General features: G+C 50.6%; 16 protein-coding genes and 1 pseudogene. 8 read left to right on the forward strand and 9 right to left on the reverse strand.

Features of this window, described 5'->3' with window-relative positions; all coding sequences use genetic code 11:
* Nucleotides 1-58: 58 nt before the first annotated feature.
* Together Q4551_RS04460 and Q4551_RS04465 are read right to left on the reverse strand one after the other, a co-directional pair.
* On the reverse strand, nucleotides 59-1,807 hold the full coding sequence (locus Q4551_RS04460) for a UvrD-helicase domain-containing protein (RefSeq protein ID WP_303432010.1): 1,749 nt from the start codon (nucleotides 1,805-1,807) through the stop codon (nucleotides 59-61).
* On the reverse strand, nucleotides 1,807-3,927 hold the full coding sequence (locus Q4551_RS04465; RefSeq protein ID WP_303432011.1) for an ATP-dependent endonuclease: 2,121 nt from the start codon (nucleotides 3,925-3,927) through the stop codon (nucleotides 1,807-1,809). The genes Q4551_RS04460 and Q4551_RS04465 overlap by 1 nt, the downstream gene beginning before the upstream one ends.
* Nucleotides 3,928-4,692: 765 nt before the next feature.
* Between Q4551_RS04465 and Q4551_RS04470 the strand changes: the two genes are divergently transcribed.
* The 3 genes from Q4551_RS04470 (at nucleotide 4,693) to Q4551_RS04480 (ending at nucleotide 6,647) form a co-directional block, all read left to right on the forward strand.
* On the forward strand, nucleotides 4,693-5,166 hold the full coding sequence (locus Q4551_RS04470; RefSeq protein ID WP_303432012.1) for a hypothetical protein: 474 nt from the start codon (nucleotides 4,693-4,695) through the stop codon (nucleotides 5,164-5,166).
* Between the two features lie 683 nt (nucleotides 5,167-5,849).
* A complete protein-coding gene (locus tag Q4551_RS04475; RefSeq protein WP_076517519.1) occupies nucleotides 5,850-6,119 on the forward strand; it encodes a hypothetical protein in 270 nt (89 codons plus the stop codon).
* A gap of 3 nt (nucleotides 6,120-6,122) precedes the next feature.
* The gene (locus tag Q4551_RS04480) at nucleotides 6,123-6,647 is read left to right on the forward strand and encodes an AlpA family transcriptional regulator (protein ID WP_303432013.1); all 525 of its coding nucleotides are present in this window, start codon (nucleotides 6,123-6,125) and stop codon (nucleotides 6,645-6,647) included.
* A gap of 419 nt (nucleotides 6,648-7,066) precedes the next feature.
* On the opposite strand, the pseudogene Q4551_RS04485 reads toward Q4551_RS04480, so the two are convergent.
* Nucleotides 7,067-7,192: pseudogene (locus Q4551_RS04485) on the reverse strand (IS3 family transposase); the annotation flags it as partial.
* A gap of 263 nt (nucleotides 7,193-7,455) precedes the next feature.
* Here Q4551_RS04485 and Q4551_RS04490 point away from each other — a divergent pair.
* On the forward strand, nucleotides 7,456-8,580 hold the full coding sequence (locus Q4551_RS04490) for an NAD(P)/FAD-dependent oxidoreductase (protein WP_303432014.1): 1,125 nt from the start codon (nucleotides 7,456-7,458) through the stop codon (nucleotides 8,578-8,580).
* 79 nt (nucleotides 8,581-8,659) lie between these two features.
* Here Q4551_RS04490 and Q4551_RS04495 read toward each other — a convergent pair whose 3' ends face one another.
* The 3 genes from Q4551_RS04495 to Q4551_RS04505 all read right to left on the reverse strand — a co-directional run bounded on the left by Q4551_RS04495 (nucleotide 8,660) and on the right by Q4551_RS04505 (nucleotide 10,958).
* The gene (locus Q4551_RS04495; RefSeq protein WP_303432015.1) at nucleotides 8,660-9,394 is read right to left on the reverse strand and encodes a cupin domain-containing protein; all 735 of its coding nucleotides are present in this window, start codon (nucleotides 9,392-9,394) and stop codon (nucleotides 8,660-8,662) included.
* 186 nt (nucleotides 9,395-9,580) lie between these two features.
* Nucleotides 9,581-9,871: a putative quinol monooxygenase gene (locus tag Q4551_RS04500; RefSeq protein ID WP_303432016.1), complete on the reverse strand. Its 291-nt coding sequence runs from the start codon at nucleotides 9,869-9,871 to the stop codon at nucleotides 9,581-9,583.
* 61 nt (nucleotides 9,872-9,932) lie between these two features.
* The gene (locus Q4551_RS04505; protein WP_303432017.1) at nucleotides 9,933-10,958 is read right to left on the reverse strand and encodes a zinc-binding alcohol dehydrogenase family protein; all 1,026 of its coding nucleotides are present in this window, start codon (nucleotides 10,956-10,958) and stop codon (nucleotides 9,933-9,935) included.
* Nucleotides 10,959-11,061: 103 nt separating this feature from the next.
* On the opposite strand from Q4551_RS04505, the gene Q4551_RS04510 reads away from it, so the two are divergent.
* Both Q4551_RS04510 and Q4551_RS04515 read left to right on the forward strand, forming a co-directional pair.
* Nucleotides 11,062-11,997, forward strand: a complete 936-nt coding sequence (locus Q4551_RS04510; protein WP_303432018.1) for a LysR family transcriptional regulator — start codon at nucleotides 11,062-11,064, stop codon at nucleotides 11,995-11,997.
* Nucleotides 11,998-12,292: 295 nt separating this feature from the next.
* Nucleotides 12,293-13,513: a multidrug effflux MFS transporter gene (locus Q4551_RS04515; RefSeq protein ID WP_303432019.1), complete on the forward strand. Its 1,221-nt coding sequence runs from the start codon at nucleotides 12,293-12,295 to the stop codon at nucleotides 13,511-13,513.
* Nucleotides 13,514-13,557: 44 nt separating this feature from the next.
* Here the strand turns inward: Q4551_RS04515 and Q4551_RS04520 are convergent, their stop codons facing one another.
* From Q4551_RS04520 to Q4551_RS04530, 3 genes are read right to left on the reverse strand one after another with little or no spacing between them, the layout of a single operon-like run.
* A complete protein-coding gene (locus Q4551_RS04520; protein ID WP_303432020.1) occupies nucleotides 13,558-14,784 on the reverse strand; it encodes an MFS transporter in 1,227 nt (408 codons plus the stop codon).
* 5 nt (nucleotides 14,785-14,789) lie between these two features.
* Entirely contained in the window at nucleotides 14,790-16,049 is a 1,260-nt protein-coding gene (locus Q4551_RS04525; protein WP_303432021.1) for an NAD(P)-binding domain-containing protein, read from the reverse strand.
* 56 nt (nucleotides 16,050-16,105) lie between these two features.
* Entirely contained in the window at nucleotides 16,106-16,552 is a 447-nt protein-coding gene (locus Q4551_RS04530; protein WP_303432022.1) for a MarR family winged helix-turn-helix transcriptional regulator, read from the reverse strand.
* Nucleotides 16,553-16,867: 315 nt separating this feature from the next.
* Here Q4551_RS04530 and Q4551_RS04535 point away from each other — a divergent pair, with 315 nt between their 5' ends.
* Together Q4551_RS04535 and Q4551_RS04540 are read left to right on the forward strand one after the other, a co-directional pair.
* Nucleotides 16,868-18,847: a transglycosylase SLT domain-containing protein gene (locus Q4551_RS04535; RefSeq protein WP_303432023.1), complete on the forward strand. Its 1,980-nt coding sequence runs from the start codon at nucleotides 16,868-16,870 to the stop codon at nucleotides 18,845-18,847.
* Between the two features lie 111 nt (nucleotides 18,848-18,958).
* Nucleotides 18,959-19,435 (forward strand): nuclear transport factor 2 family protein, encoded by a 477-nt coding sequence (locus Q4551_RS04540; RefSeq protein ID WP_303432024.1) that lies wholly within the window; start codon nucleotides 18,959-18,961, stop codon nucleotides 19,433-19,435.
* Nucleotides 19,436-19,457 lie beyond the last annotated feature (22 nt).

The raw sequence follows: 19,457 nt of genomic DNA on the forward strand, positions 1-19,457 counted from the left end.
ACAGGGCAGTATTTCCGCCCTGTTTTATTTTCTTTTTGGTGGTAATGTTAAAACGATTTTAGAGCTGTTGGGTAGGAGTATATGAAAAGCCGCTTCCTGTTTGGTGGCCTCGTTCCGATATCAGGTAAAGATGCTTTTTTGCACGGGAACAAATTACATAAAGCAACCTTCTAGCAACATAGTCTTGATGCTGAGTGGTTTGATTTCTTATGTCATTCCAATGAGGTATTTTTCCATGTAATAAACCAGTGCATATGACGACTTCATATTCATCGCCCTTTGTAGAATGGGATGTGGTTATTTTTACACCACTAGCTGAGGAAAAGAACGATTCTAGGTCACTGGCTCTATAATTCATCTTGTATTTTTTTATTCTTTCAGATGTGGATTTTTTTAAACTCTCCTTTTCCCTATAGGCTACAGTTTCAGCGTCTAGACTTATCTTAAGTTTATCGCAAAAATTTGTAATGATGTTTTCGATCCAGTTTTCAATTTCATCATCACTTTCTACGCATATTGAATTTATTGTTTTTAGGATTTTTTTGGATGAGGTTAGCTCATCATCTTGAGTTATGGTATTTATTTTTTCTGATAGTTCGCTTGAATATCTTCTTCTCTTTAAATAGTTTTTGATGTCCGGTTTGGTTAGGGCAAGCCGAATTAAGGTGAGCCAAACATTATCTTGATTTTTTGGAATTGGAGAAATCAGAAAGCCATCAATATTAAAAACCTTTTCTAAATCATTTAGTTTATTTGAAACGCCAATAACATCGAACCAGCTAGGGCAAAGTATAACGATCTCACTCTCAGGAATTCCTTGATTTAAGTGATGCTCCACGATGTTTTTAATGTACTCTGGAAGGTTCGATTTATGAATTTTATTTTCCAAATGAACCACAGATGGAAAGTCATGAATATCGGATTCAGATTTTACCGCATAACCTTCGTCTTGATATTTTATGTAATGATCGATAATTCTCTGGCTACTTCGAAAGCAGCCAGTCAGACGTTTTTCCTCAAGTGCCGTATCTAGTTCAAAGAAAGTTTCTAGTTCATCTTTGTCTTTAACGATTGCACCTAATCCTGTATATATTGCTTGTTCTTTATCGCCTATCAGTGTGATTTTTGTATGTTTTCTTATCACAATAAGTTTTAGTATTTCATATTGTATTTTTGATGTGTCTTGGTACTCATCAACGAGTATGTGATAAAAAAGCCTGCTTAAACGATTGCAAAGTTTCGGATTGGACTGTAGTAGCCGATAGCTAATATTAAGAATTAAATCAAAATCTATATAATTATTGTCATCTAGATAATTATGGTAGTCAGTGACCAGGCTGTGATATTTTGTTCCTACTGGGTATCTAGGCTTGTAGCTCTGTGTGAGAGATGTATTTATCGAATCAAAAAAACCGAAATTATAAAATTCTTTAAGTTCGGAAATTTTTGCATCCCTTTCATGCTCATCTATAACAGTGAATCCACCACATAACCTTGGAACTAGGTTAATATTTGGGTTGATTATCCATTGTAGGCAAAGTGAATGTATTGTTCCTACCCATAAGGATTTGCTTTCTACGCCAAATGATAAAAGCCTTTCTTTTATTGTGTCTGCCGCAATATTTGTATATGTTATGGCGATAATTTTTCGCTTTCCTATGGATAGGTCATCGGAGTGGTCGATTATGTGATAAAGCTTTGATACAAGAGTCCTCGTCTTTCCAGAACCGGGACATGCAGAAAGTAACATGTTATTATTGTAGATAACTGCTTCCATTTGTTCTGATGTTAGATTTCTATAAGGCATTATATTTCCATGAACCGAATGAAAGTATCATCATTGTAGTATGACTTATAGGAAGTAACTTTTTCCTCAAAGCTCTCCTTCCCATTTATTTCATCTTGTATTTCCTGTGACATCAAGCTGATATTGTATTCCATCATTTTTGACGTTATGAGCTGCAAATCTCTATCTGAAAGAGAAAATTTTATTGCTCTAAGAATATATTCAGGGATGACATTTTCAATATTAAGATGACCAACCATTTTTGCAGCAAGCCAACCTTTTCCTATTTTTTTGGCGAACTTTAAAGCTTGGTTGTATTTGGTGGGATTATCCTTTGATTCTATGTTTTTTAACACTTTTTCGCGGGCCGCGTCTTGGGTATAAGAAGGTGTTATTACTGATTTGAATAGCTCTACATTCTCTATGTGACTAATTAACTCAGTCTCGAATGTGTTTTCTGCATAAAAGGCTTCAACGTAAGGGTTTTTAATTGTATAGTCATCTAAAGCTTCTTTTCGTTTAGCTCCTGATTTTTGTGCGTTTAGTTGTGACTTTATATACTCAGGAGTTGCGAAGGTGTCATTGGCTTCTGTTATAAATGCTTTATCTAAATCGGTGAGTATTGAACAATAGCTTCTAATTCTGTCCTTATGGAAAAGATCAGATATATGCTTGAATACAGTGCCATCCATTTTTATCAGGCTTATTCCCATTTCTTCAAAACTTATGCCTAGTGTTTCTTTAACCAAAGCAGGAATTAGTATAAGTTCGGCGTCACCCTCAACTAGTATTACGCTTTTAGCAAATAGGAGATCACTTCGAACTGCATCTAAGTATCTCTCTATACATAAAATGTTTTCAGGTTTTAACTTATTCGAAGGTGAGTATACTTCTGTAATTGTATCCTTTCTTGAAAGTATATTCATGGAGGAAATGTTGGAAACAGAACTTATTTGTGTAGAGTGGGTTGAAACAAATACTTGCGTATTTCTAAAGTTGAAGTTCTCGAAAAGGGTTTTTTGAATGTGTGTATGAATATGTGCTTCTGGCTCTTCAATCATTAAAAAATGGGTGATGTGTTCTTCGCTATCTCGAATTGCTTCATATTCATATAATTTTAGAGCTAAATATATTAGGTTTGCTCCGCCCAAGCTTAGATCCTCTATTCTGCCAGTACCCTGGTAGCTCAACGAATCCTCTACCACCAACCCAAGAGATTGTACTAGTTCGACAAAGTCTTCAGGAAGCTGAGATGAAACCTGAATTTTAGGTGAGTATGTCGATCCTATGGTGTTAACAAGAGAGCGAGCAATATCATTACTTAAGGTTTCTATCTCCGGTATCGAAGATATTTTTTTGTTTACATCAACTATATCATCAACGACACTTTTGTCGTCGGAAATTTGCTTGCTTTTTAGGGTAAGTAGTTTGTAAAGTGGGTTGGTTTTATAATATTTAAGGTCTGCAACAACATTTCTAAGTGCTTTAACATATGTGCAGGCAACTTCATTTATTAAAGAGAAGTATGGTGGCTTTCTATTTCCAATGAGCGCTTCACTTTCAAGGTTTGGATTAGGAAATGTGTACTGGTCAAAATCACCTGCATATAGTTTGTAAGTTGCCTCATCAGTAAAATCTAACTTTGTTCGGACAAAAGCTACTGGCTCGTAAGTTTCTCTCGATATGGAGTTAGAAGAACAGAAATTAAGTATTTTTTCTTTTCGTAGAGAGAAGTCTGAATGATCGTTGCTGATTTCGTATAATTCTTGACGGAACGCGAATTTCGGTCTGAAAATAAAAGTATAAGTTCCATCAGTGGAAGCTTTTGGTTCTTCACCATCATTCAGAATATAGTTTGCTAATACTTGTTGTTCTTCTGTCTCGTCTAAACCTTCAAAATCAATTGCGATTACAACCCAGTGTCCGAAAGGTTCTCCTAGTCCTCTGTGAAAGTCATCCTTAGAAAGAAATTTCGCATTTGCTGGTAATGAATCATCCAGAATTAATCTCATGGCCTGAAAAACGTTAGTTTTTCCTGATGCATTTTCACCAATAATATTGTTTACGGCATTTCCTTTAAACCAAAACTTTGCTTTTTTGAAGTTCTTATAGTTAACAATAGATACTTGACGAATGTACATAACGTTATAATGCCTTAAGATGTTGAGCGTTCGGTGCTAGCACAGATATATTGTGTAGCATAGAATGGTATGGTATGGAATCGATGGCATCTAAAAATTGCTAAAATTGTCCGTTGAAATACCATTTAAGAGGGTTGGATGGGCAAATTAGGTTTCGCAGTCCGTGGGCTGAAAAGGCGCGGTACCTCTATATCAGACCAAGAGCGACTGAGCTGCTGCGATGATGCAGATGGCTACCCTGTGAACGGGGCGGCTGTGCGACAGTTGACTGTAGATGAGGCAAATGATTTGCGTAGGGACATGGCTGAATCCTCCGCTTGGGCCAAGGCTGAGCTGAAACGCCGACGAACAGCAAAAAACCAAAAAAAATCTGAGTATGATATAGATGATGGTATTCAGAAGTGCCGTATCTATAACTGTCTGGTTTATATATGAAATTTGTTCTTATTGATATTGGAGTGGGAGTGAAATAAGGTCTTTCAGGGACTATCGGCAGCAATCGAAAAAAAATGTAAGTTTATGATTTATCTAAATTTACGTCTCATTACCTATTGGTGGCTATCGGCGGCAAGCAGGAACATTTGTCGGTAAAAGCGACGGTATCGCGAATTCCCCGGATTAAGACTCTCCCATTTACCGTCATGCCTTTTTTCGGCATGACGGTAAAACTACGCCCTAACTTCTTTTGATATCAAGAACTTAGGGGCATCATCAGGACTCCTGACCCTTGACGGTAACAAACCGTAAATACAGGAGAAACCTGATATGTTGACCGATACAGCGCTACGCAAACTCAAGCCCAATGGCGCTACCTACAAGGTTGCCGACCGCGACATCCTGCCCGCTTTCAAGAACCGTCTGCTGGCTGAAATCACACCCGACGACCTCCGCGCCCTGTGTATGAAGGTGAAAAAGCGCGGGGCAACCGCGATCCACGTCCGCGATATCGTCAAGCAGGTCTACGCACACGCCATCATGCACGGCGATAAAGTGGCCAATCCGGCCGATGAGGTGATGCCGTCATCCATTGCCACTTTTGCACCCAAGGACCGCGCGCTGTCACCCTCGGAGATCCGGCTGATGGTCCACGAAATGGACACCATACCCACATCGCCGACCATTCGCCTGGGGCTGCGCATGATCCTGCTGACCCTGGTGAGAAAAGCCGAGTTGCTAAAGGCGACCTGGGATGAAGTGGATTTCGAGACCGGGTATGGAGCATTCCGAAGGAACGGATGAAACGGCGCTTCCCTCACAATGTATATTTGTCCCAGCAGGCGTTGGACATCCTGGTGCGATCAAGACCTGTGCCGGTGGATCCAAGTACCTGTTCCTGCTCGCTATGATGGTGACCAATGTGTTACCAACAATGCATGTCCATCGGGACCCTGAACCGAGTGACCCTGAAGGTTTCGGAACAGGAGTGGGAGAAAGGTTTGCCGCTGGAGCCTTTCACCGTCCATGATTTGCGTCGCACCGGATCCACCTTACTCAACGAAGTCGATTTCAATCGCAACTGGATCGAAAAGGCCCGGCCCACGAGGATGACTGCTCCTCTCGGGCGGTGTACAACAAAGCGGAGTATACCGAGCAGCGTCGGCACATGATGCAAGAGTGGGCCAATATGATTGATGTTTGGGCGGAAGGGGGTAGCTGCATTCCGACCTTGATGCCGTCGACAATGTCGGTGCCTGTATTAAAGGCATCGGTATGAGTGCCGTGGTCATGGTGATTGTTGGCTTGTGGTCGTCTGGGTGGCGTATTGGTCATGACCAAGTGGTTTATGGGGAAGCCGAAAGACTTACTTTGAGTGAGTCCTTCGGCTGTTTGGTAAACTCCCCGGATAACTAGCAGGACGCTTTCTGTAACCCAGGGTTGTCAATTGACAACCCTGGGCGCCATCCCCATACTGGAGACAAGGAATGACTCGCTCATCACATCCGAAGAAGGAAATTGAAGCCGCGCTCAAGCATGCGGAAGAGGAGGGCTGGCGAGTCGAGGTGGGTGGTAGTCATGCCTGGGGCAAGATCTACTGCCCTTACAATGATGATGAATGCCGTTGTGGTGAGTTCTGTATCGCCAGTGTGTGGAGCACGCCGAGAAATCCCGGCAGTCACGCACGAGCGCTGCGCAGGGTGGTGGACAAGTGTTCCACTCACCAGCGCCGGGGTGATACGGAGTCGGAGGATTGAGCTATGGAATATATTTTTACGCTGAAATACCAATTGGCTGACTACGACAGCGACTTGGATGCACTCGTCGAACGATTGGGTGCCGCTGGTTGTGATGACGCCCTCGTCGGTGTGGGACAGCCAGGTCGCTTGGCGCTTGAATTCTCCCGCGAGGCAGACAGCGCCGAGGAAGCAGTTCGCACTGCCCTGGCCGATGTCAAAAGTGCTGTTCCCTCCGCGCGCCTGATTGAGGCTTCCCCGGACCTTGTCGGTTTGACGGACGTCGCCGATTTGGTGGGAGTTTCTCGTCAGGCAATGCGCAAGCTCATGCTTGCTCATCGGGTAACATTCCCAATGCCGGTTCACGAGGGTAGCGCCTCGATCTGGCATCTGGCGGAAGTACTGGATTGGCTGAAGGCGCGAGGGGGCTACCAGATTGATGTTGGCATACTGGAAATCGCTCAAGTGGCATTGGAAGTGAACATCACCAAGGAGGCAATCCGGCACCCGAGGAGCAGACGGGATAACATGGAGTTGCTGACGGCATAGCCTTAAACTCAGTTATTGCGAGAGCGCACCGGGCGGATGATGCGCTGCCTCACATCTGGACCTGGAGTGGAGGCAGCTTTCCTGATCGGGATTGTCGCTTGCGTTCCACGATCCACTCCTCTACTTCCTCCAGGTCTCACGCCACGCAGCGGGGTGTCAGATTGAAGCGGCGCAGGAAATCCCCGCGACGTTCCATCTCGTAGATGGTTGGTTCTGCTAAAAGGGAGTGGGGGTTGCTCCACATATTGGGGTAGCTCCTCATATTCTTCTGCGCTTGGCAGTGGCAAAGATGATGGTTTCTGGAATTCCATATATAACTCCGGCGCTGTGGGGCGACTTTATAGCGATGGAGTTATAGTGGTTATTGAAGGCTGTTGAGCCAACTTGCTAGGGCAAGCCAGAGCGTAGCTGTGTAGTGGTCAACTAATCCCGGGCAGTATTTTAAAGTTTTCCTCAGCCGCAACGGGCGAAATGCCGTCGTTGAATGTATGAGGTCGCTGCCGGTTGTAGTAGTCCATCAGATAACCACCAACATCTTTCTTGGCCCGGCTAGAAGATGTTCAAAGTTCTGTGTCAGCTCATTCTCACAAATCCACGTACTTGTCTATCCGGCCTTCAAAATGGACTCTGGTACTGATATCACATCACCCAGCAACGGTGCGGCAATATGTCGCTGTCTCTGATGGCTCTGTTGTTGTATATCCGGCGAGCAGAGTGAGTTATATTCCTTGTTGGTTATATTGTTTTGCCATCAGACAGAGGTGTTAGCAGCTGTTCTGTTTATCCTCGGGGATACAAGGAGAAAGTTATGAATATCACGATACTTGGTTCTGGATTTGCCGCACTGACTGCGATTCAGGAGATCCGTAAACTCGCTCCAGATGCGGAGATTACCGTGATTTCTCCTTCTCAGGAGCTGGTGTACCTGCCCAGTCTGATCTGGATTCCTTCAGGCCTGCGTAAAGGGGAAGATCTGATCATTGATCTGACCAACTTCTTCCACCGTCAGAATGTTAAGCATATTGCCGCGAGGGTGGAGGATGTTCTGGATCAGGGTCGTACCGTGAAAACCAATCAGGGTGACTTCAGTAACGATGGGCTGATTATTGCGTCTGGCGGCCGTTTTATTAAAAAACTGCCGGGTATTGAGCATGCCATTACGCCCTGTGAAGGTATTTCTGCCGCTGAAGCTATCCGTGACCGGCTTAACGCTATGCCGGGCGGAACCATTGCCATCGGTTTTGGCGCCAATCCGAATGAGCCTTCTGCCATGCGTGGCGGTCCAATGTTCGAGTTTCTGTTTGGTATTGAAACCCTGCTGCGCCGTCAGGGCCGGCGCGATAAGTTTGAGCTGGTATTTTTCAACCCGTCACCAAAACCGGCGAAACGGTTGGGCGACAAGGTGCCTGATGCGGTGCTGAAAATGATGGCCGAACGGGGCATCCGCACCCATTTGGGTAACAAGATGAAAGGCTTTGAAGCCAATAAAGTGATTACTGAAGGCGGAGCAATCGACGCGGATCTGATTCTGTTTATGCCGGGTATGACTGGCCCCGCCTGGTCGCAGGAGTCAGCCATTGCCAAGTCGGAAGGTGGCCTGATCAAGGCGAATGAATATTGTCAGGTTGAGGGCATGGATAAAACCTATGTCTCCGGGGATTCCGGTAGTTATCCGGGGCCGGAGTGGCAGGCGAAGCAGGCGCATATGGCGGACCTTCAGGCGAAGGCCGCCAGTCGTAATCTGCTGGCAGAGCTGAAAGGTTCGCAGCAGTTTGAGACCTTTAAGCACGAGCTGGTGTGCATTATCGATATCTTGTCACAGGGTATTTTAATCAAGCGTACGGAGCGTAAGAGTCTGTTATTACCTCCGCTCCGGCTGATGCATTACGCCAAGCGCTTTTTTGAATACTGGTATTTGCGGCAATATCGTTGATTGTAAAGAGTGCCCAGCTATCCAGTGCAGGGTGCCGCCAGCGCGGATCAATGTACGTGAAGCTGGTTATTAGGCAGTGTCATGATGGATGTTGTCCTTGTTGTAAATACGACGCTATGTCACAGATGTCGGGGTGCTGCAGCGGTGCTTGTTTCATCCAGAAGCGGGTACCTGAGCTCCCTGCTGTTCCCTGAAGTGCTGTACCGGCGGGTAGTCGAATCCAGCTCAAGGATTCCAGGGTGTGATGGTCGATCTTGATGGCTCCGGACAAGATCAGTATTTCCAGGCCTCTGGCGTTGGCGATATTGATCGGTGAGTCTGGTGGATAGTTTTCCAGCGTTACGATTTCGTGGCCATCACTGAAAAGCGTTTCGGCGTCGGCAGTTGGGTGATGGATGCCGTCGTTGCTGTTCTTGATACTGGCTATGGTGCGTTGCGGATGTGTTGCGATGGCGGCGATTTGAGCCTGGTCGTCGGCGCGAAACTGCCACAGCTTGACGAAGATCGTGCAGCCCGACAGTGCAGCGGGGCGATGACGGCTACCCGGTGGGTTGCGCAGATAACTGCCTTTCGGGTAATCGCCGTGTTCGTCCTGGAAAACGCCATCGAGTACCAGTATTTCCTCGCCGCCAGCGTGTGTGTGGGCAGGAAATGTACTGCCTGGTGCGTAGCGCACGATAGAGGTGGCTCTGGCGACTTCATCACCTTCGCGATAGATCATTTTTCGGTCCACACCGGCTGTCGGGCTGGAAATCCAGTCCAGATCCGCTAGCTGAACATGGATGGGAGCGGTGAAGTTACTGTTGATTTTCATGGATGATTTGCTCCGTTGTTAACGGCATGTGAAATGTCAGAGCGCCAGAGCGTATCCGATCCGGTGTCTGTTGTGCTTTTTTTTGTCGCTCGACTTGCGATTGAACGCCGGTCGTCTGTTCTGGTCGGGCGCTGCGGTTATGCAGGCGTGTGGGTGTCAAAGGGGAGTGACACCCGGTAGCTCTCTTTAACTGATGACGCTCATTTCCGTGAGGGTAAATTCGACAACCGCGCTTTCCGTCGCCGCTAGGTAGGCGGCCAGATGTGGGGCATTCATATGGGTTTGCCAGAGTTCACGGGATACCCAGTTTTCATAGAGCATAAAGTGAGCGGGGTTTTCGTTGTCTTGGTGAAGGTCGTAATGGATGCAGCCTGCTTCGGCCCGGGTAACTTCAATAAGCTTTAACAGTTCTGTCTTTACCAGATCGATTTTGTCTGCTCTGGTGGTGATATTGGCGACGATGGTTAATTGAGTCATGTTGGTATCCTTTATTGGCAGCGGTTGTTGATCGAGCGGTCTTGGTGCCCTGTGCCTTGTTTCAGAATCCTTGCAGAACGATCTTGCCAATGGATCGACCGGACTCCAGTTCTGCGTGGGCTGCTCGCAGGTTGGCGGCGTTGATGGTCCCCAGATTTTTGCCGGCGGTGGTCTGGATATGGCCTTGATCAACCAGATCCGCTACGCGATTGAGCAGGCGGCTTTGCTCATCCATGTCTTTGGCATGAAACATGGAGCGGGCAAACATAAATTCCCAGTGCAGCGACAGACTCTTGGGTTTTATCTTGGCGATATCCAGGGTGTCAGGGTCATCAATCAGCGCGATTTTTCCGAAGGGTGCAAGTAAGTCGATATAGTGCTCGAAGTAGGATTCGGTGCTGTTCAGGCTGGCAACATGGGTCAGCTGGCCAATGCCCAGGGCTTCGATTTGTGCTGGCAGCGGCTGGGTGTGATCCACCACATAATGGGCACCGAGTTTTTTTACCCAGTTTCGTGAACTCTCCCGTGATGCAGTGGCAATAATAGTGGCGCCGCTCAGCGTGCTGGCGAGTTGCAGCAGAATCGAACCAACTCCTCCGGCAGCCCCCACAACCAGAATGACTTCATCGGATCGGCTGTTATCCTCTGGCTTCTGCTGCTGCAATGACAGGTGCTCAAACAGTAATTCCCAGGCAGTGATGGCGGTCAGAGGCAGTGCTGCCGCTTCGGCATCGGACAGGCTTTTGGGTTTGCTGCCAACGATGCGTTCATCAACCAGTTGATATTCGGCATTGCTGCCTTGCCGGCTGAGGTCGCCAGCATAATAAACCTTGTCGCCGGGATTGAATTGGGTAACCGATTCGCCGGTGGCCACGACTTCGCCCACGGCGTCCCAGCCAAGTACCTTGTTGTTGCCATCTGCTGGCGCGACGTTCTGGCGAATCTTGTAATCCACCGGGTTGACCGCAATGGCGCTGATCTTGACCAGCAGGTCACGGCCGGTGGCTATCGGTTGGGGCAATTCGATATCGTTTAGCGCTGCATGGTTATGGATAGGCAGGGATTGTGTGTAACCAATGGCTTTCATAAGGATTCTCCGGTCAGTGATGATCTGAGAGTTATAGTAGGGCTTGTATTAATCGTCTTAAACAGCACAATGGAAGAATCATTATCAAATAAAATTTGAAAATATGTTGTTAGAAGATCTCCAGGTGGCGGTTAAAGTGGCTGAGTTTCGTAGCATCACAGCGGCGGCCACCAGTCTGAATATGCGCAGTGCTACGGCCAGTGCCGCCCTTAAGCGGGTGGAAAGCGCCCTTGGGGTAGAGTTGTTTGTCCGGACGACTCGCAGTTTGCGGCTCTCTGCTGCAGGCGAACGCTATATTCCCGAGTGTGAAAAGGCATTATTGATGCTGGAGCTTGCGCGGCAAAGCGTGAAAGGTGATCTGCATGTGGTGGACGGCGAGCTGCGTATTGCCTTGTCATCGGATCTGGGACGGAATCTGGTCACGCCTTGGCTGGACGACTTTATGGATGCAAACCCTGGGGTCAGCCTGCGTTCTCATATCAGTGATAGTAATATCGACTTTTACCGTGACTCTGTGGATATCGCGCTGCGCTACGGTTCTCCTGATCAGGCCAATCTGTATGGCTTCAAAATCTGTGATGTCCCCTGTGTGCTCTGCGCCTCGCCCCAGTACCTTGAGGCTAATGGCACGCCCAGACACCCCCATGATTTGCCGTTACACAAAGGCGTGTTTTACCAGCTGCAGGATATTGTCCACGATGTGTGGGTGTTCTCCCAAGGTGGAAGCGACTACAAGATCAAGATGAGTGGCAACCGCATCGCCAACGACGGCGATCTGGTCAGGCGCTGGTGTGTTGCAGGTAAAGGGCTCGCCGTTAAATCCTGCCTCGATATGTCGTTTGATCTGTTGGCGGGCCATGTGGTCAGCGTTATGCCGGAGTACAAACCCACTGCTTCAGAGCTTTGGCTTATTTGCCCGAGCCGACAATCGATCACGCCGGCGGTTCGCTTGCTGCGGGACACCATCCGGGAACAGTGTGCGGCAATCTTGCAGCAACTGTTTGAGAAAGGGGTGATAGAGAGGGTTGCGGTCGGATAGTCTCCCCCGGTTTTGCCTTTCTTTAATGAGGGACTCTGCTGCTGTTCGATGTACTGAGGACGACTTCCACAACGAGAGGAATTGCTGCTGAGCAGAGTTGTCCTCTGTATGGCTTATCAAACCGGATACAATAGCAGATGGACTGCCAGGTGTTAGACGCCTGATAGATGAGGTATAAAAAGCCCGCGTGCCCGTGCGGGCTTTTTTGTGTCTTGCGGGCTGGCAGAACACAGACATAAAACACAGATGGGCTTTCACTGACTGAGGACAGCTCACCGACCAGAAGGAAAAAACGATGACAACGGCACAACCACGGCTAGGCCAACGCGGGATGCTGTTTATGCTGGTGATCCTCGGTGCCTTTCCGCCGTTGACCATGGATATCTATCTGCCTGCGTTGCCGCAGATCGCCGAGGCGTTTGCTGTCTCCCATGATGCCGTAAATCTGACACTGGGTGGCTATATGGTGGCCTATGCCTGCGGCATGTTGTTTTGGGGGCCGCTGAGCGAGAAGTTCGGGCGTAAGCCGATTCTGTTGATTGGGCTGGCGCTGTATGTGCTGGCCAGTCTTGGCTGTGTGTTCTCTTACAGTATTGAGCCGCTGATTTTTTCCCGGGTTTTGCAAGGTTTAGGGGGTGGTGCCATCACGGTGGTGGAAACGGCCATCGTTAAAGACCTTTACAAGGGCCGTGAGCGTGAGCGGATTCTTGCCACTGTGATGTCGTTGGTCGTTATCGCGCCGTTGGTCGCTCCGGTGTTGGGGGCCGTGCTGCTGAGTGTTGCCTCATGGCACGCAATATTTGTGGCTCTCGCCCTGTTTGGCCTGTTCGCCACGGCCCTTGTGTTGCTGTTTCGGGAAAGTCTGGTTAATCGCTATGACGGGCCGGTGGTCAAGTCCTGGAGTCGGTTGGGCACGGTGCTGAGCAACCCGCGCTTTGCCTATCTGGTGTTGCTTTTTGGTATGGCGCCGATGTGCCTGATGGCGTTTATCGGCAGCGCGGCTTATGTCTATATCGATGGCTTTGGCATGTCCGAGCAGGCGTTCAGTCTGATCTTTGCCATGAATGCGGTGTGTGCCCTGATTGGCCCGATGCTGTATCTACGCCTGTCGCGGCGGATGCCGGTGCAAACCATCGTCCGCATGGGGTTTGCGGTGTTGGTGATGAGTGGTGTGATGCTGGTCTTCTTTGGTGATCGCTCACCCTGGCTTTTTGCGGCCTGTGCCGCCGTGGCCACTCTGGCTGTGGTCGGCCTGCGTGTGCCCGGCACCAACCTTATTCTGGAACAACAGCAGCGTGATACTGGCTCGGCGGTGGCGCTTGTTCATTTTATCACCAGTATGTTCGGTGCCATGGCGGTGCAGCTTGTCGCCGCCCATTCCGGCAATATGACGTCCACTCTGGGTGGCCTTTTTATGGTGGTGGGGCTGCTCTGCGGTGTTATGTGGCTGGCGGTGCAGGGTCGTCCTTTTGTGATGGATCATCTGACGAAATACGATAAAGCGGAAGTGATGTAGGGCCTGTATCCGTGGCTACAGGCTCTGTCTGTGGTTGTTGCGATTTATGTTCCGGCCTTGTGCTCTTGTGTCGGGCTCTTGGTAACAAGTGCGAGGCCAAACAATACCGGTACCAATATCGCCAGGGCCAGCATCAGGTTGAGGGCGTTGTCGGGTGTGTCGGAATGTGTCCAGTATACGGCAATCAGCCAGGGTGCTGCCGCTCGTGCCAGTGACATGGGAATCAGCATAATGCCGTTGATGCTGCCGTAGTGGTGGCGCGTCAGCAGTTCCGGTACGGCCATGCCGCGCACGATGGTAAAGATGCCGTTTGCGCCGCCATAAAGCACACACAGGGCCGCCAGTGTAAACGCCGATGGCGGTGCTTTTAATAGCAGGATCGCTAGCGGAAACGCAACGCTGGCCAGCAGGCCAAGATGTTTGATGGAGATTTCCCGGAATAACAGCAGCAATAGTCGGGCACCGACCTGGGCCGGGCCAATCAGGGCAATGGCGAACACGACGGCTTGAATATCGGAAGACAGGGCAACCAGCAGCGGGTAAATATGGTAGGTAAAGCCGGAAAACAGCGCCATATAAAAACAGAAAGAAGCAGTGAGCAGGTAGAATCTCGGGCTGTATAGCATCGCCCGAACAGGATTGTCCGGGGGACTGGGGGATGCGGTTGTTGCGGGTTGGTGCCGAGGTGTGTAATCGGCCACCGTGGCTGAGCGAATGGCCCAAAAGTACAGTGGGGCGGCGACGGCCATATTGATGGCTGCCAGTCCCAGTAGTGCGCCGCGCCAGCCCAGGTTGTCGAGCATCCATTGCAGCAGCGGTATAAACACCGTGCTGGCAAAACCGGCCCATAAGGTGATGGTGGTGATGGCGGAGCGGGCTTGTTGCGTCCCTAACTGGCGTATGGTGACGGCAAAGGCGGGTTCGTAAGATAACGCCGCTTGTAGTACTCCTAAGGTGATCACGACATCATACAGCGCCGTCATGGTGTTGATACTGGACCAGCCCAGCAGTGCAAGGGAAGCAGCCACCGTCGCGCCAACCATTAATGGACGACCATGGCCACGATCAATCAAAGCCCCCACCGGGTAGGCGGCTAACGCAGCCGCCAGCAAGCCCAGTGTGGCAGCCCCATAAATATCCGCACGGCTCCAGCCCAGTTCATTACAGATGGCCTCGGCAATCAGGGGGAAGCTGTAATACAGCGTTCCCCAGGACACCATTTGACTGATGCCCATCGCTGCCACAAAGCTGCGATGGGCGGGTGCAGGCAACCTGCTCATCCCTGGCAAGATGACGTGGCTGGAGAGGGTGCCGCTGCCGTCGTCGAGGCCTGGGCGGCGGCGTACATGGCGTTGCTGCCTAATGCGGTAACAACCGCGGCCACTTGTTTGTAACCGGTACGCAGCAAAAAGGTTGGTGCACGGCCATAACTCTTGATGCCCAGGATAAACAGGCCGGGTTCCGGGTGGGAGAGTTCTGCCAGGCCGTGTTCAGGCACTGAACCACAGCTGTGCTGATTGGGGTCGATCAGGGGGGCCAGTCGTGTTGGGCTTTGTGTGGCCGGGTCCAGAGAGGTACGGACTTCGGCCAGCAGGCTCAGGTTGGGACGGAAGCCGGTGGCTGCGATGATGCGATCGACGGGCGGCAAGGTACGTGAGCCACTGCGTACCACCAGCTGGCCGTTATGGCGCTCGATGGCTTCGATTTCCAGTTCGGTAAATACTTCGATACGGCCTTGCTCCAACAGCTCTTGAATGCGGACTTCCAGACGTCGGCGTTCCTGCAATTCATCATTGGCGGGGGAGCGAACCACGTTGGTGACAGAGGCATTACGTACCCCCCAGAGTAGACGCATGCCTTCGTGTTGCTCAGCCAGCACCACCAGATCCTGCAACGCGTTAAACGCCGAATGGCCACCGCCGACAACCAGCACTGATTGGTTGACGTATTGGTCGCGGGCAGCACCAAGAATATTGGGCACACCGTAGGCGATGGCGTCTGCAGCGGCATTTTCCCCGAGTGCTGGAATGCCGTGGGTTCCCAGCCAGTTAGGGGTCTGATAAGTGCCGGAAGCGTCAATCACCGCCTGTGCGACAACGTCGCGTTCGCCGTCAGGGCCGGTAACACGGAGCACAAACGGGGACTCGTTACGGCCGCCGGTGCGCAGTACATCATGGTTGAGACGGCTGACCGACTGAACCTGGGTATTCAGCTGCAGGTGAGGGGCAATGGCCGGGTGAGAGGCAAGTGGTGTGACATACTGTGCCAGTAATTCCTGGCCAGTCGGGAAATCGCTGGCAAGCGGGTGGTTCCAGCCCTGTTGCTGCAGTAATGTAGCGGCGGCGGCATCGACGTTGTAAGCCCAGGGGGAGAACATGCGCACATGGCCCCAGCGTGCCAGGTTGGCACCGGCCTGGTCTCCGGCTTCAAATACGATGGGGGTGTAGCCCTGGTCAAGCAGGTGAACGGCGGCACTCAGTCCGATAGGGCCTGCACCGATAACGGCAACCGGTAATTGGGATGTGGTCTTGTTCATAGCATGGTCTCCATGATTAATGTTGTTACTAACAACTAATTGGGTAAAAAAATGGGCTATGAGCCCAGGCGATCACGAGCGGCTTGGGTCAGCTGCCGGATCAGTGTCAATGCGCCATCGACCACTTCAGCGGGAACGTCTTTGATCATGGACGCTTCTTCCGCGATCAGGTCTTGATGGATGGTCTGGTATAACGCTTCGCCAGCAGGAGTCAGTGAAAGTTGCACTGCGCGCTGGTCGGCCGGGTCGTGGGCCTTGAGTACATATTGCTTGCGCAACAGGGAGTCGACGACCCGGCTGGTGGTGCTTTTGTCGAGATACATCTCGTCGGCCAGCGCCTGAAGGCGTAACGGGCCACGCTTGACCAGGGTTTCCAGTGCGTAGCACTGGGCCACCGAGACATCGTGGTGGCAAATGCAATCACGGTCGCGGAACTGGTGAACACGGATAAGTTGGTTCACTGCTTCGTAGAGTTCCTGAGCGCGTTTCGAGCTGGCGGACATGGCGATGGGTGTCTCGTTAATGGCTGCGTTAATTGGTTGTTAGTAGCAACTATAAAAGTGCCTGTTGATGGTTGCAAGCCCGAATTTCAGAAATGGGTTCTGAAATTCGGGCTTGTACATAAAATATACAAGAATGATAAATAAGGCCGTCACATGGCTGGCTGATTCGAGCCATTCTCTTTTTTTTGCATAAATATGTCCGAGGGTCTCACAAACAGTTGACCCTGACCTATCATTGGATGAGGATTTCCATACCACTCACTAACATTAGTAAGCTCAATGACCCTACGACACCTTTCTGTAAGCTTGCTGATCATGTTGTACAGCATTGGCGCGGTCGCCGAGCAAGGCACCGACACTATTCCAACACCGGAAGCGGAAGCTGCTGCGCGTGCGCAATTCGTTGAAGTGGAACAGCAACTGGACACCGTGCCCTATGAGGCAGTGGCCGATCTGATTGAGCCATTACAGGGTTATTCACTGTACCCGTATTTGCAATATCAGGTTTATCAGCGTTTCCCGGAGCACCTGACCCAGGCTGAGGTGAGTCGTTTTCTGGACAGCTACCCACAGTTTCCCCGCCGTATTTATCTGCAAAATACCTGGCTGAAGCAACTGGCCAAGGAGGAGCGGTGGCAAGAATGGCTCACGGCCTATCAGCGTTTGCCAAGAAAAGGAGCGGCCTATCAATGTGATCTGGCCATGGCGTATCTGCAAACCGATCAGCAAGAGCAAGGGTTGGCCCTGACGGATTCGTTGTGGATGGTTGCCAAATCCCAACCGGCAGCCTGTGACCCTCTGTTTGCGCAGTGGAGTCAATACGGTAATCCAACCGCAGGCATGGCCGCGAAACGTTACTGGCTGGCCGCGCAGGCGGGCAATATGCGACTGGCGCGCTATCTGCACCGTTTTATGGATGCCGATGCCAATGCTCTGGCGAGCCGCTATGAAACCCTGTCAAGTCATCCGAACCAGGCGCTGACGGCGGACTTGTCGGTCTTTCCGGAACCGGCCCAGCGCCGTTTGCTGGAACAGTATTTCCAGCCGCTGGCTCGTCGGTCGGCCGAGACTGCGGCACAGCAGTGGCTGAAATACCGGGCAACATTGCCAGAAGCTTCCTCCCTGATTGCACCGCTGGATGTGTATATCGGCAAATGGTTGACCTATTCCCAAACCGATACCGCGACGGCGTTGCTGGCTGGTCTTGATTATGACTATCAGTATCCGGAGTTGACGGAATACCGGCTGCGTCGGGCTCTGGGTGCAGAGATTATCGACTGGACCGGTGTACTGACGTTAATTGATACCTTGCCTGCTGACCTGCAAGCCTCGGATCGCTGGCAATACTGGTATGCCAATGCGGTGCAGAATCAACCGGGCGATAGCGCGGCAGCAGAGATGCAAACCGTCGAGCAAACCTGGAACCAACTGGCACAATCGCGCTCGTTTTATGGTTTTCTGGCCGCGACCCATCAACAACTGCCTTTTAATCTGAATAATCAGCCGTTTAGCGTCAATACGGATGTACTCACAGAGATACAGAATGTCCCGGCGATTCAGCGGGCCAAAGAGTGGCTGGCGTTGGAACGGAACAAGGATGCCGAACGGGAGTGGCTTGCTGCCCGTGCCAGTCTGGCACCGGTCAAACGACAACACATGGTCGCGCTCTCCCTGGACTGGGGCTGGCATCACCGGGCCATTATGGATGCGATTCGCCAGCGCCAGTGGAATTATCTGGAAGCCCGTTTCCCGGTGTTGTTCACCGACCTGTTTGAGATTCAGGCCAGAAAAAACGAGATCGATGTGACCTGGGCGACAGCCATTGCCCGTCAGGAAAGTGCCTTCAAGCCAGCGGCGCAGTCTCCGGTAGGAGCTCGTGGCCTGATGCAGCTGATGCCCGCTACGGCCAAGACGACCGCCAAAAAACATGGCGTGCCACTGGCGGCTGCAGAGCAGCTGTTCCAGCCAGAAACCAATATCGCGCTGGGCACGGCTTATCTGGCAGAAATGTTCCAGCGCTTTGATGGTAATCGGGCTTACGCCAGCGCCGCTTATAATGCCGGGCCACACCGAGTTGAACGCTGGCTGGAAGAGCGTGGCCACTTGCCTCTGGATGTCTGGATAGAAACCATTCCGTATGCCGAAACCCGCCAGTATGTGCAGAATGTGTTGGCCTTTCGGGTGATTTATGCCCAGAGGGCAGGTCAGGAAGTGGCGATGTTTTCTCCGGATGAACAGGTGATGTTGGCGTATCAGCCGCAAGCCGAGGCCGTTGATATCGATACGCCGAATTAAGGTTTGAGGTTGGATCGCTGGTCTTCAAGGGCCTGTGTGGTTGGAAGCATGGGCTGATTGAAGCCAAGTTGATGGCAGTCTGACCGACTGACTGGCTTCAGGTTGCGGCCTGTGAATACACTGCCAGTCTTTTATGAATCCATCGATCTGGCGGAGTGGAATATGAATATCCAGCGTTTTATGGCGGGCTACAAAGAAGCCTGGGAATCCCGCAGCCCGGACAGGTTTGCCATGCTGTTTCACGAAGACGGCAAATACCACAATACGCCGTTTCAGGTGCAGGTGGGCAGGGCGCAACTGGCAGAGTACTGGACGCGGGTGCAACTACAGGAGGATGTTCAGCTCACGTTCGAGATTCTGGCCAGCCAGGAAGGTACGGGTATGGCGCATTGGCACGTTACTTATCAAGTAGCATCGGAAGAGCTTTTTCAAATCTGGGCCAGTTCAACAGGGACTGGCTTGCCCGACAGAAAGCCTGGAGACCCGCTGCCCAGAATGGTATTGGATGGCGTGCTGGAAGCATCGTTCTCGTCTGATGCCTGTCGTGAGGCGAGGATCTGGTGGCACAGCATGCCCGAGGGAGCCTGAAGCCGGTGGTTCAAACAGTCAG

The organism is Oceanobacter sp. 5_MG-2023 (assembly GCF_030548165.1).
Classification (GTDB): domain Bacteria; phylum Pseudomonadota; class Gammaproteobacteria; order Pseudomonadales; family Oceanobacteraceae; genus Oceanobacter.

Bases quoted from the DNA above. Each gene is read 5' to 3' on its own strand.
- Q4551_RS04515 (WP_303432019.1), top strand. From the start codon at position 12,293: ATGACAACGGCACAACCACGGCTAGGCCAACGCGGGATGCTGTTTATG.
- Q4551_RS04470 (WP_303432012.1), top strand. From the start codon at position 4,693: ATGTTGACCGATACAGCGCTACGCAAACTCAAGCCCAATGGCGCTACC.
- Q4551_RS04460 (WP_303432010.1), bottom strand. From the start codon at position 1,807: ATGCCTTATAGAAATCTAACATCAGAACAAATGGAAGCAGTTATCTAC.
- Q4551_RS04510 (WP_303432018.1), top strand. From the start codon at position 11,062: ATGTTGTTAGAAGATCTCCAGGTGGCGGTTAAAGTGGCTGAGTTTCGT.
- Q4551_RS04490 (WP_303432014.1), top strand. From the start codon at position 7,456: ATGAATATCACGATACTTGGTTCTGGATTTGCCGCACTGACTGCGATT.
- Q4551_RS04530 (WP_303432022.1), bottom strand. From the start codon at position 16,552: ATGTCCGCCAGCTCGAAACGCGCTCAGGAACTCTACGAAGCAGTGAAC.
- Q4551_RS04525 (WP_303432021.1), bottom strand. From the start codon at position 16,049: ATGAACAAGACCACATCCCAATTACCGGTTGCCGTTATCGGTGCAGGC.
- Q4551_RS04535 (WP_303432023.1), top strand. From the start codon at position 16,868: ATGTTGTACAGCATTGGCGCGGTCGCCGAGCAAGGCACCGACACTATT.
- Q4551_RS04495 (WP_303432015.1), bottom strand. From the start codon at position 9,394: ATGAAAATCAACAGTAACTTCACCGCTCCCATCCATGTTCAGCTAGCG.
- Q4551_RS04475 (WP_076517519.1), top strand. From the start codon at position 5,850: ATGACTCGCTCATCACATCCGAAGAAGGAAATTGAAGCCGCGCTCAAG.
- Q4551_RS04480 (WP_303432013.1), top strand. From the start codon at position 6,123: ATGGAATATATTTTTACGCTGAAATACCAATTGGCTGACTACGACAGC.
- Q4551_RS04500 (WP_303432016.1), bottom strand. From the start codon at position 9,871: ATGACTCAATTAACCATCGTCGCCAATATCACCACCAGAGCAGACAAA.
- Q4551_RS04465 (WP_303432011.1), bottom strand. From the start codon at position 3,927: ATGTACATTCGTCAAGTATCTATTGTTAACTATAAGAACTTCAAAAAA.
- Q4551_RS04505 (WP_303432017.1), bottom strand. From the start codon at position 10,958: ATGAAAGCCATTGGTTACACACAATCCCTGCCTATCCATAACCATGCA.